We start from the raw sequence: 12,332 nt of genomic DNA, 5'->3' as shown, positions 1-12,332 counted from the left end.
CCGTGCTGGCATTTACCAGCCGCGCTCAGCCAAGCGATGCGGCGCAGGCAGATCGCTGACGTTAATGCCAACCATTGCCTCGCCAAGGCCGCGTGAAGCTGCTGTGACTTCGGCGATGTCTTGCCAGTTGCGGGTTGCACGAACGACAGCTTCCGCGCGCTTCTCTGGATGCTCGGACTTAAAGATACCCGAGCCAACGAAGACGCCGTCAGCGCCAAGCTGCATCATCAGAGCTGCGTCAGCTGGTGTTGCAACGCCACCAGCGGTGAACAGGGCAACGGGAAGCTCGCCGTGTTCAGCAACGTACTTCACCAGATCATATGGGGCTTGCAGCTCTTTCGCCGCGACGTAGAGCTCATCTGGGTTAGACGCTACCGTAGCCTGCAGCTTTGCGATTTGGGCTTTGATAGTGCGGATATGTTTCGTGGCCTCGGAGACATCACCAGTACCAGCCTCGCCTTTGGAACGAATCATGGACGCGCCTTCATTGATGCGGCGAAGTGCTTCACCCAAGTTTGTCGCACCGCACACGAAGGGGGTGTCGAATGCGTTCTTATCGATGTGGTTGACATAGTCAGCTGGGCTGAGCACCTCGGACTCATCGATGTAATCGATTTTGAGATGCTCCAAGATCGCGGCCTCGACCGTGTGTCCGATGCGCGCCTTTGCCATGACTGGAATTTCCACCGCGTCGAGGATCTCTTCGATGAGGTCGGGGTCGGACATACGCGCCACCCCTCCCTGGGCACGGATGTCTGCCGGGACTCGCTCAAGTGCCATGACGGCAACGGCGCCGGCATTCTCCGCAATCTTCGCCTGCTCTGCGGTCACGACGTCCATAATGACGCCGCCGCGCAAGCTGTTGGTCAACTCTGCATGTTTCGAAAAATCAGTCATGGGTTCCATCATGCGGTACGATCTGGACGATTACGAGGTCCAGTTTTACAGCAATATTTTGTACCAGTTGGTGAGTATGTTCTTTCCAGTCTCGCGTAACGCATCACTTTCACTTCCTGCCCAAATCGCAGCGCAAATCCGAACCGCGGTTGCCGAAGGCACACTGCGACCCGGAGACACCATCGCATCTACCCGCGAGCTTGCTGCCCAACTCGGCGTATCGCGTGGGACCGTGGTCAGCGCGTTCGATCAGCTCATCAGCGAAGGCTATCTGGATACCACGCAGGGAGCACCAACAAGGATTCATCCTGAGCTCCGAGTACCGAAGCAGTCGATACAACAGAGGCAAAGAGCATCCAACGAGGCGTCAACACCTGCAGTACTTTCGCTGGTCCCAACATCAGGTATCGACGGCATGATCCGGCCAGCAGCCTGGCACCGTGCATGGCGCGAAGCCTCATATTGCGTGCCGAAACAGGCCGACCCACAAGGCGAGCCGAAACTACGGACTGCAATCGCCGAGCACCTGCGAGTAGCTCGTGGGCTTCACGTTGCTCCGGAGGAGGTCATCGTCACCGGGGGGACCCGCGAAGGACTGCTGCTCACGCTGATGTCTATTGGCAACAGCGTCCGAGTTGGTGTTGAAACTTCGGAGTCCAGCGGGCTTCGTTCCGTGATCGCTCTCGCAGGCCATGCGACGGTGCCCTGCCAATGTGACGACGAAGGCGTCTTAGTCTCGCAGCTTCCGTGCGACATCGACGCACTGCTCATCACGCCAGCCCACGTGCCGCCGTTTGGCGGTGTCATGACAGTACGCCGACGCGTTGAGTTACTCGAATGGGCATCGGCAACGGGTACGTTGCTCATTGAGGATGACTTCAACACAGAACTGCGCTACCGAACCGCTCCCCAACCGACACTGAGCGCTCTACCGAACTCAGGCAGCGTGCTCACGCTCGGTACTTTCACAACGCTGCTGCACAAGCAGCTTTCCGCCGGCTACATCGTCACCACACCGGATACGTTTTCCTCGGTGCAAGAGACCCGGGAAGTGCTAGGAATGCCGGTATCGACAGTTACCCAACACGCGATCGCGCACCTACTGACTGATGGCACCGTCCGGAAAAGCACCAAGGCGTTTCACACTCGGCTTGCGAAGCGGCGTCGACAGGTAACCCCACTCCTCGAGCGTATTGCCGAAGCCAGTGGTGCGAGCAACGCCACCATGAGCAACACGAGTAGCGCTGACATTATCGTTGAGTTTTCTCATCAACGCGATCTGCAGCGCTTCAGGGAGCAGCTGAAACGCGTCGGCTGCGTTTGCGCGACCGGTGATTCAACTGGCGCTGGCGAAGACTGTTTTGCACTGCTCAGTTTCTCAACGCTGAGCGACCAAGACTTTGATGCCGCAACGCGCTCCCTCGCTGAGTTTCTAGGATGCTGACCTAGCGACGACCTCCACAGCGACCACTTGCTTGCCATGTCGACCGGCTAGGCGCGACCAAGTATCTGGGTCGGCAGTATTTGGCAGGTCCTCATTTTCCTGCTGCTCCGCGCGAACCGCCGCACGCAGGTGCTCCGCAGTAACGCCGGTATCTGACTCGCCGGAAATAGCGTCCTTGATAGCAAGCTTTTTGGCGCGGCTGACAATGTTCGCGATCATCGCACCAGACGCAAAGTCAGAGTAATGCAACGTCTCCTCAGAGCCATCAATCAACCGGAGACGGACGAAAGGCCGCGGCGCAAACAACTCCTCGACGGCAATCTCAGAAAGCTCCTCGATAGGAGCTGCGTGAGGGACTTCAGGGCGTAAGTACCGGCCGAAGATATCGAGGGCCTCAGCTTTAGTCGGGCGTGAAATCCGCACCTTGATATCGAGGCGTCCAGGTCGGAGAATCGCAGGGTCAATGAGCTCTTCCCTATTCGTCGCGCCGATGACGATGACGTTCGAAATATCTTCTACGCCGTCAATCTCTGTGAGCAGCTGCGGCACAACTGTCGTTTCCATATCGGAGGACACCCCCGAACCGCGGGTACGGAAGATCGACTCCATCTCATCGAAGAAAATGATCACGGGGCGACCTTCCGAGGCGAGCTCCCTCGCACGCTCGAAAATCAGCCGGATTCTACGCTCGGTCTCTCCCACGAACTTATTCAGCAGCTCGGGGCCCTTCACGTTGATGAAGTGCGCCGACGCACTATGACCAAGCCGGTGCGCCAACGAATTCGCGACCGCTTTCGCAATCAGCGTCTTACCGCACCCGGGCGGGCCGTACAGTAGCAGGCCCTTCGGGGGCTTCAAGTCATACTGCTGGTAAAGGTGAGGGTGCGCGAACGGCAGCTCAACCGCATCGTGGATGAGCTCAATCTGTTCTTGGAGCCCGCCGATGTCCTCATACGTCACATCGGGTACTTCTTCGAGTGAAAGCTGGTTCACCTCGGTCTTTGCAATGCGCTCAAACGCGAACTGTGCGCGCACATCAGTAAGCAACGTGTCACCGGCACGGCTTTCACGCTGTAGCTCGTCTGTAAGCCGTACGACGTGCTCCGTTCCCTGGATGTCTTGCACAATAGCGCGACCGGCGTCCAGCTTTTCAACGAGCGTAGCTAGCTGGCCCACAGCAGGATATTGGCAGACCTCGAGTACCACGCTGCCATCGCCAAGCCTCACTAGCGACCCCGGCTTCACTCGGTCGATCGCGATCGTTGGCGCGACCTTGACACGCATATGCCGACCGCTTGTAAAGACTTCAGCGTCTGTCCCATTGCCAGTGGACGCAAGGAACAGGCCGTACGTCGAAGCTGGGTCGCCGAGGGACTCGACCTGTTCGTAGAGCTCTTGCAGCTTGTCCCGACTGGTTTTGAGCATGCCCGCAAGCTGTGCATTGCGCGCGCGGAGCTGCTGGTTGTCGCGTGTGAGTACCTGGACTTCGGGCAAGCGTTCAGTCATACAAGGAATCTTAGCGACGCGCGCGCCGTTGCGGACGAGGTGGTGTCACTCCGTCCGCGAGTCGGCGCGTCCACACGAGAAATGCAGTGTGCGCGTTCATACGGTGTTCTGGCCGAGTTGCCAGACCTTCGACCTTCCATTCACGCAGCAGGGTTTCCCATGCGCGAGGTTCCGTAAAGCACTTTGCCTCGCGGATGCCCTCCATAATGTTCATCAGCTGCGGGACGGTTGCCACGTAGGTCATGAAAACGCCACCGGGGATCAACACATTCTTGACGGTGTCGATGAAGTGCCACGGCTCAACCATGTCCAAGATCACGCGGTCAACTGGTCCACCAAGGTCCTCTTGAGTGACCTCACCGAAATCTCCCAGACGTGGTGTCCACCAATCAGGGCGACCGTTGAAGTAGTCCTCTACGTTGTCTTTCGCGAACTTCAGATGATCATCGCGGATCTCGTAGGAAAACACATGACCATCGGGACCGACAGCACGCAAGAGCGACATCGTGAGAGCACCGGAACCTGCGCCGGCCTCCAACACGCGCGCACCCATAAAAATGTCGCCCTCGACAAGAATCTGAGCGGCATCCTTTGGATAAATGACCGCGGCGCCACGTGGCATGGATAACACGTGATCAACAAGCAGGTGCCTGAAACAGAGATAGTCCGCACCCAAGGTGGACTTCACCACCGAGCCTTCGTGCGCGCCGATGATGTCGTCGTGGCTGACAATCCCCTTATGTGAGTGAAACTGCCCTCCTTCAACGAGTTGGATGGTGAAGTGGCGACGCTTTGCGTCCGTGAGTTGGACTTTATCGCCAACGCGAAATGGACCTGAATACATGTTGTTCAGTATGCCTTACACTCGCGCATCCGTGTAAAAGGCGTGGAGCGCCTGTACAAACCACTTCATATCCTCTACCCCACACATTTCACGGGCGGAGTGCATCGAGAGCAACGGAACACCAACATCCACGGTAGGGATGCCAAGGCGCGTCGCGGCGATAGGTCCGATCGTCGAACCGCAAGGGACGTCGTTGTTTCCGACGAACACCTGGTTCGGCACACACGCCGCCTCGCAAGCGCGAAGCCACGTTGCCTCAGTTTCCGCGTCGGAGGCGTAGCGCTGATTTGCGTTCACCTTCAGGACAGGCCCGGCGTTCAGCAAGGGGCGGTGCGAAGGATCGTGCTTTGTTGCATAGTTCGGGTGCACCGCGTGAGCCGCGTCGGCTGAGATCATCGAAGACCTAGCGCAGAGGCTCAGGAAGTCATTGACCCCCAGCCCGGACGCGATTCGTCGTAGGAATCGCTCGAGTAGTGGGCCTGCTGCGCCCGTCGGTGAGTTTGAACCGACCTCTTCGTGGTTGAACGCGACGAGAACCAATACATCGGAATGCGTTGCCTCACGTTGGGCTTCAATCAGCGCTTCTAGGCTCGCCCACACACTGGTAAGGTTGTCAAGCCGACCAGCCATCAGCATGTTACCAATCACTGCACCAGGCTGCGTATCTACCGTAATCAGCTCGTGCGCAGCAATTGACTCGCCACCCAACCCAATTTGCTCACCGATGACTTCCAAGAGCGGACGATCCACGCCGAGCACCGGCTGCGTGTGTTGTTGGCGCTCAACCGGAGGCGTATCCGCTCGGTACAAGTGAATTGCGAGGTTCGGGACCCGAGCAGTCGGACCAGAATTTACCAAGTGGGTCTTCCCACTCGAGTCAACCACACGCCCCGCAAAGGCAAGGTCACGGTCGAACCAACTCTGCAAAATCGGCCCGCCGTAGACCTCAACTGCCACCTGATGTATCCCCTCTCCCTCAACGTCAGGCCTCGGCTTCACCATAAGCCCCGGGGAATCCGTATGTGACCCAACAATCCGAAATCGGCTGGTCTCGGAGTCAAACTCTTCGGGTATCCACCACGCTACGACTGCCCCTCCTTCGACGGCCACATGGCCACCCGGAGTCGTGGGAGATGCAGTGGAGCTGGCGTCGTCAAGAAATCCTTTGCCTACGAGCAACGAGCGAACTTGGTTAGCTGCGTGGAACGCGCTCGGGCTCGCACTAAGAAATCGAAGAAACGAATCAATCGATGTAGTCATACGTGCGAGTCTAGCTCGAGAGAAACCACTAGGATAGGACGAATATGAAAGCGAAACCGTTAGCCCTGTCCCCCTCGCGCGCGTCCGACTACCAGCAGTGCCCACTGCTCTACAGGCTGCGAGCGATCGACAAAATCGAAGAACCCAAAACTGAACCCCAGGTCAAAGGCACCCTCGTGCATGCCGTCCTCGAGGAACTGTTTGGGATGGAACGCGAACAACGCACCTACCCTGCGGCGGTGAAACTCATCGTCCCCGCATGGCAGAAGATGTGCGAACAGGACCCCAGCGTTGCAGACCCCATCGAGGACGAACAACTGCTTTTTATCGACGCCCGCACGCTCCTACGCGGATATTTCCAGATGGAAAACCCACTTGGCTTTGACTCACACAAGCAAGAAATGTATGTCAATACTGTGCTGCCCAACGGTGTGCCCGTGCGAGGCTTCATCGACCGCGTTGACGTCGCGCCAACTGGTGAAATCAGGGTCGTTGACTACAAGACCGGCAAGAAACCACAGCCAAGGTTCTCACACGACGCGAAGTTCCAGATGCGCTTCTACGCACTGGTGTACTGGCGGCTTTTCAACGAAATACCTGATCAACTGCGGCTCATGTACCTCAAGGTGGCAGATTCACTCTTCCTTACCCCTTCAAGTGAAGAACTCGAGTACTTCGAGCGCGACCTCGGTGAACTTTGGGCCAAAATTACCCGTGACGGTGAATCCGGACAGTTCCGACCAAAACGTTCCAGGCTCTGTGATTGGTGTGCGTTTCAGGCGCACTGCCCGGAGTTCGGAGGGACGCCACCGCAGTACCCTGGGTGGCCGGGGTCCGCGGCGGATGTGGAGTAAACACCGCGACGGACCACTGCAGGCTAAAACTAGAATAGCCCCTTGATGTTGCCACTCGAATCGACATCAATGTTGTTGGCTGCTGGTTTTTTCGGCAGGCCAGGCATTGTCATCACAGCACCAGTGAGTGCTAGTACGAATCCGGCACCCGTACGCGGAATGAGCTGACGCACATGCAACGTGTGGCCCTCGGGCGCTCCGAGGCGAGAGGGGTCGTCGCTAAACGAGTACTGCGTTTTCGAGATACATACCGGTAGGGCATCTGCGCCACTCGCACGCAAGTTCTCGAGGTCTTTCCGCGCCGCATCCGAGTATTGAACATCTGCCGCGCGGTATACCTCGCGGGCAATCGTCTCGATTGACTGCTCGACGCCTTCCTCCGGGTTGTACAGCGACGAAGAAGCACCGTCGACCAGGTTGTCAAGGACCGTCTTTGCCAGCTTCTCGGCGCCTTTACCGCCATGCGCCCATACCTCGGCCTCTTCCAGTGCAACACCGAAATCCTTTGCCCACTTTGCCATCCAAGCGCGTTCGCGATCCGTGTCAGAAGTGAACAGGTTGAGCGCCACGACAGGGCGGACACCAAATTTACGAAGGTTTTCGACGTGCCGCTCAAGGTTCACAATGCCCTTCGCCAGCGCATCAATATTTTCAGCCTTGAGATCGGAGCGGTCAACACCACCGTTGTACTTGATAGAACGGATAGTGGCGACCACTACCGCGCCAGCCACGTCGAGGTCACCGTAATGTGACTTGATATCGAAGAACTTTTCCGCGCCGAGATCAGCCCCGAATCCCGCTTCCGTAAAGACGTAGTCAGCACACTTCTGTGCTGTCTTCGTGGCAATCAAGGTGTTGCAACCATGGGCAATGTTTGCAAACGGACCGCCATGGATAAATGCAGGAGTGCCACCCATGGTCTGCACAAGGTTCGGCTTCAATGCGTCTTTTAGCAGCGCTGTCATAGCCCCGGCTGCATTAAGCTCACCCGCAGTCACCGGCTTGCGATCGTAGGTAAAACCGACAGTGATTTGTGCCAGGCGTTCGTGGAGGTCGTCAAGGTCGTTCGCAAGACCGAGGATTGCCATAATTTCCGAAGCCGCAGTAATCGTAAATCCAGTCTCCGTCGGTACTCCGTGGGCTGGTCCCCCCAGACCAGTTACTACGTTTCGCAGGGAACGATCGTTGACGTCCAAGCACCGCTGCCACGTAATACGCCGCGGGTCGATATTCAACTCGTTGCCCTGGTGAATGTGGTTGTCGATCATCGCAGCCAACGTATTGTTCGCACTGGTAATCGCGTGGAAGTCCCCAGTGAAGTGGAGGTTAATGTTCTCCATCGGAACCACCTGCGAGTAGCCACCACCTGCCGCGCCGCCCTTCAAACCCATCACAGGGCCGAGAGAAGGTTCCCGCAAAGCAACAATGGCGTTCTTGCCGAGGTTTGTAAACGCATCAGTTAAGCCAATCAGTGTGGTGGATTTCCCCTCCCCCGCTGGGGTTGGGGAAACACCTGTGACAAGAATGATCTTGCCTTGCTTATCGTCCTTGACAAGCGAGGGGTCGACCTTGGCCATGTACTTGCCATATGGAATCAGCGCATCTTCGGAAATACCGGCCTTGAACGCAATAGTGGAGATCGGTTCAAGCGTATGCGCTTGAGCGATCTCCACATCAGTTAGAACTTCGGACTTGGGGCTGTCGTGATGTTGTGTAGACATGCCCCTAGTTTAGCTTTAAATCAGCACCGCCCCAATGAGGTAGCCGAGAATTACCGAGACTGCGATGCAGACGATACCCGGCAGAATGAATGGGTGGTCGAAGACGTACTTGCCGATTCGGGTCGAGCCTGTATCGTCCATCTCCACTGCTGCAAGCAGGGTTGGGTACGTCGGAAGCACGAACAGTGCGGACACTGCTGGGAATGCTGCAACAGCGGTGAGCGGGCTGACGCCAATTGCGAGAGCAGCTGGGATAAGTGCCTTCGCGGTGGCAGCCTGCGAGTAGAGCAGAGATGCGGCGAAGAACAGAACGACTGCGAGCAGCCATGGCTGTGCCGTCAGGACGTCACCAGCAATGTTTTGAATGTCCTCAATGTAGTGGTTAATAAAGGTCGTACCCAGCCATGCAACACCAAGCACACACACAGAAGCAGACATGCCGGAACGGAACACCTGGGTGTTCAAGACCTCAGCTGCGCGAGACTTCGTAATAAGCAGGATCGCAGCGGCAGCGGAAAGCATGATCGCCATGATTGCCTCGTTACGAGGGACGGTTGGGTTCTCGATGAGACCGATCTGATCGGAGATGATCGTCGCGTAGAACATAACGATGACAATCGCGACAAGGAAGATCCACACGGAGGCCTTTGCGCCATCCTTCGGCTTGTAGCTGTCTTCGGTGGTGCTCGACTTTGCTACGAGACCGTCTGCGAGGCGACGCTGGTACACCTCGTCGTCAACGAGGTCTTTACCAAGCTTGTTCGAAACCCAAGCGGTTGGGAAAATCGCGAGGAAGGTCGCAGGAATCATGACGCCGAGCAACTGCAGGTAGCCGACGCCCAGAGGCTCAAGCACGGAGGCCATAAAGACGACTGCTGCCGAAATCGGGGAAGCCACGATTGCCATCTGCGATGCGATGACTGCGACCGAAAGCGGGCGGGATGGGCGAACTTCGCCCTCCTTAGCAACCTCAACGATAACTGGAAGAGTGGAAAAAGCGGTGTGGCCAGTGCCTGCCAGCACGGTCATCAACCAAGTAACGATTGGCGCGTACACCGTGACGCGCTTTGGATTGCGGCGTAGGAACTTCTCAGCGAGGTACACGAGATAGTCCATGCCCCCCGCCAGCTGCATTGCAGAAATAGCAGCGATCACACACATGATGATGCCGATGACATCAAAGGGGATGTCATCGGCGGTTACGGACATACCAGTGAGTCCGAGAAGCAAAACGCCAAGGCCACCGGCAAAACCGATAGCAATGGAACCCATCCGGGCGCCGAGAACAATGGCGCCGAACAGGATGATGAGTTGTATCACAAGTAACACAGGAACTCCCCTGATTCGGTCGAATTAGTATTCGCTTCCATTATCGCTCTAAGAGGCGATAACTACCGAATCAGGGGAGTGTGAGATTTACTACTTTTGGTTGATTAGTCCTCGTCGAAAAATACGCCGCGGTACTCTGGGTGCATCAAGTTGTCCTTGCCCAGCACAACCTTCAGCTCCTCCTCCGTGAGCAGGCCACGCTCGAGAACAAGATCACGAACGCTCTTACCCGTAGCAGCAGCTTCCTTACCGATGACGTCACCATTGTGGTGGCCGATCACTGGGTTCAGGTATGTGATGATGCCGATGGAGTTGTTCACAAAGGCCTCACACACATCCTTGTTAGCGGTGATGCCAACGATGCACTTCTCACGCAGCGTACGGACTGCGTTGGTGAGGAGACGGATGGAATTGAACAGGGCCTCGGCAACTACCGGCTCCATGACATTGAGCTGGAGCTGGCCAGCCTCAGATGCGGTCAGGACGGCAACGTCGTTGCCGAAGACCTTGAAGCACACCTGGTTTACAACCTCAGGGATGACAGGGTTCACCTTCGCAGGCATGATCGAAGAGCCAGCCTGCATTTCCGGCAGGTTGATCTCGTTCAGGCCAGCACGTGGGCCGGAGGACAGCAGGCGCAGGTCGTTACATACCTTAGAGATCTTCATCGCGGCGCGCTTCAGTGCGGAGTGCATCCATACGTAGTCGCCAGTATCGGACGTTGCCTCAATCAGGTTCGGTGCGCCCTTGATATCCAGCTTGGTGACTTCCGCGAGAGCCTCAACGATCTTCTGACGGTAGCCGTCTGGAGTGTTGAGCTCGGTACCAATTGCGGTTGCACCGAGGTTGACGGTCAGCAGTGCTTGTGCTGCGGACTTGATGACGTCCAGTTCCTCCTCAAGCAGTGCGCCGAAGCCAGTGAATTCCTGGCCGAGCGTCATCGGGACTGCGTCCTGGAGCTGGGTGCGCCCCATCTTGATGATGTCGTCGAACTCTTCACCCTTAGCGTTGAGCGCCTTGGTGAGCTCCTCAAGCTCGGTCAGCAGGCCCTGGACGGCGTAGTACACACCGAGGCGAAGGCCGGTCGGGTATGCGTCGTTGGTGGACTGGGACATGTTGACGTCATCATTCGGGTTGATGATGTCGTAGCTACCCTTTTCTTCACCGAGGATCTCAAGAGCGAGGTTTGCGACAACCTCGTTGGTGTTCATGTTCAGGGACGTGCCAGCGCCACCTTGGAACTGGTCGATTGGGAACTGGTCCATGCAGCGACCGTTGTCGAGGATCTCGTCGCAGGCCTTGACGATGGCGTCCGCCTTCTTCTTTGGCAGAACGTGGAGGCGGTTGTTGGCCAGTGCGGTGGCTTTCTTTACTTCCACCATGCCACGAATGAACTCTGGCAGGTCATTGATGGTCTGGCCGGAGATCGGGAAGTTGTGGACGGCACGCAGGGTGTGGATGCCGTAGTAGACGTCGGAGGGCACTTCGAGTGTGCCAAGCAGATCTTCTTCAATTCGATTACTCATGCCACTGATTGTACGCAAATTCGACGCTATACAACTTTTGGGCCACCTAGTCACCCCAATAATAGGGATAGGGGTGACTTATCGGTGATTAATTGAAAATCCTATAGGCGTGCAATGCGCAGCTGAGTGGCCAAAATGGCTTCCGCGCCAATTTCAGAGAGAGCGTCCATAACCGCATTCGCTTGGGTTCGCGGAACCATAGCGCGCACCGCGACCCAGTTGTCGCGCGACAGCGGCGAGACAGTCGGCCCCGTCATGCCTGGTGTAAGTTCGCTGGCTTTGTCGAGGTCATCTCTGCAAATGTTGTAATCGAGCATCAGGAAGTTCTCTGCGTTCAAGATGCCGCGGATACGCTGAAGCACTACCTCATGTTCGTTTGCTAGCGTTACGCCCTTACGCTTGATGACGACGGCTTCGCTGGCAAGAATGGGCTCCCCAAATGGTGCCAGCCCATGTTGTCGTAGCGTCGTACCAGTGGATACGACGTCAGCAATAACGTCCGCGACGCCCAACTTGATCGAAATCTCAACAGCGCCGTCAAGCTCAATGACTTCCTTCGGAGTGATGCCGAGCCCGTCAAGATAGTCAATCACGAGGTGCGGGTATGAAGTTGCTATCCGCTTACCTTCCAAATCAGGCACCGCCCACGTTTCAGACTGCGGGGCAGCAAACCGGAATGTCGATGCACCAAAGCTCAACGGAAGTACTTCTTCTACTTCGGCATGGGAATTGAGTGCCAAATCTCGCCCAGTGATACCCAGGTCAAGGTGGCCTTGAGCAACGTAAATAGCGATGTCGTTTGGGCGCAGGAAGAAGAACTCAATACCGTTTTCTTCATCCCAGATATTCAGGGCTTTTGACGTGCCCCTCCCCTTGTAACCGGCCTCTTTGAGAATCTGGAGCGCCTTCTCTGACAAAGAGCCTTTATTTGGAACCGCAAACTTAATCATC

General features: G+C 56.7%; 10 protein-coding genes. 2 read left to right on the top strand and 8 right to left on the bottom strand.

All coding sequences use genetic code 11. From position 1 onward, the window contains the following. Positions 1-12: 12 nt before the first annotated feature. Positions 13-906 carry a pyridoxal 5'-phosphate synthase lyase subunit PdxS gene (gene pdxS / locus QP752_RS05105; RefSeq protein ID WP_284804759.1) on the bottom strand — a complete coding sequence of 298 codons (894 nt, stop codon included), beginning with the start codon at positions 904-906 and terminating at the stop codon, positions 13-15. A gap of 1 nt (position 907) precedes the next feature. On the opposite strand from pdxS, the gene QP752_RS05100 reads away from it, so the two are divergent. After that, complete coding sequence (locus QP752_RS05100) at positions 908-2,341, top strand: PLP-dependent aminotransferase family protein (RefSeq protein WP_284804722.1); 1,434 nt, start codon at positions 908-910, stop codon at positions 2,339-2,341. Here QP752_RS05100 and arc read toward each other — a convergent pair. From arc to QP752_RS05085, 3 genes are read right to left on the bottom strand one after another with little or no spacing between them, the layout of a single operon-like run. Continuing rightward, positions 2,330-3,847: a proteasome ATPase gene (arc, locus tag QP752_RS05095; RefSeq protein ID WP_284804720.1), complete on the bottom strand. Its 1,518-nt coding sequence runs from the start codon at positions 3,845-3,847 to the stop codon at positions 2,330-2,332. The genes QP752_RS05100 and arc overlap by 12 nt on opposite strands. A 10-nt stretch (positions 3,848-3,857) precedes the next feature. Beyond that, positions 3,858-4,691 (bottom strand): tRNA (adenine-N1)-methyltransferase, encoded by an 834-nt coding sequence (locus QP752_RS05090; protein WP_070477125.1) that lies wholly within the window; start codon positions 4,689-4,691, stop codon positions 3,858-3,860. Positions 4,692-4,706: 15 nt separating this feature from the next. Then, complete coding sequence (locus QP752_RS05085; protein WP_256059482.1) at positions 4,707-5,951, bottom strand: M18 family aminopeptidase; 1,245 nt, start codon at positions 5,949-5,951, stop codon at positions 4,707-4,709. 44 nt (positions 5,952-5,995) lie between these two features. On the opposite strand from QP752_RS05085, the gene QP752_RS05080 reads away from it, so the two are divergent. Next, the gene (locus QP752_RS05080; RefSeq protein ID WP_284804719.1) at positions 5,996-6,805 is read left to right on the top strand and encodes a RecB family exonuclease; all 810 of its coding nucleotides are present in this window, start codon (positions 5,996-5,998) and stop codon (positions 6,803-6,805) included. A 29-nt stretch (positions 6,806-6,834) separates the two neighbouring features. Here QP752_RS05080 and QP752_RS05075 read toward each other — a convergent pair whose 3' ends face one another. From QP752_RS05075 to hisG, 4 genes are all read right to left on the bottom strand, one after another. Further along, positions 6,835-8,526, bottom strand: a complete 1,692-nt coding sequence (locus QP752_RS05075; protein ID WP_070976923.1) for a formate--tetrahydrofolate ligase — start codon at positions 8,524-8,526, stop codon at positions 6,835-6,837. Between the two features lie 15 nt (positions 8,527-8,541). After that, entirely contained in the window at positions 8,542-9,855 is a 1,314-nt protein-coding gene (locus QP752_RS05070; protein WP_070362460.1) for an anaerobic C4-dicarboxylate transporter, read from the bottom strand. A 104-nt stretch (positions 9,856-9,959) separates the two neighbouring features. Beyond that, positions 9,960-11,381 (bottom strand): aspartate ammonia-lyase, encoded by a 1,422-nt coding sequence (gene aspA / locus QP752_RS05065; protein ID WP_070477119.1) that lies wholly within the window; start codon positions 11,379-11,381, stop codon positions 9,960-9,962. 101 nt (positions 11,382-11,482) lie between these two features. Then, complete coding sequence (gene hisG / locus QP752_RS05060; protein ID WP_070362458.1) at positions 11,483-12,331, bottom strand: ATP phosphoribosyltransferase; 849 nt, start codon at positions 12,329-12,331, stop codon at positions 11,483-11,485. Position 12,332 lies beyond the last annotated feature (1 nt).

This window comes from Corynebacterium sp. UMB10321 (assembly GCF_030228725.1).
In the GTDB taxonomy this organism is placed as follows: Bacteria; Actinomycetota; Actinomycetes; order Mycobacteriales; family Mycobacteriaceae; genus Corynebacterium; species Corynebacterium pseudogenitalium.
This window is presented reverse-complemented; position numbering and strand designations above follow the sequence as displayed.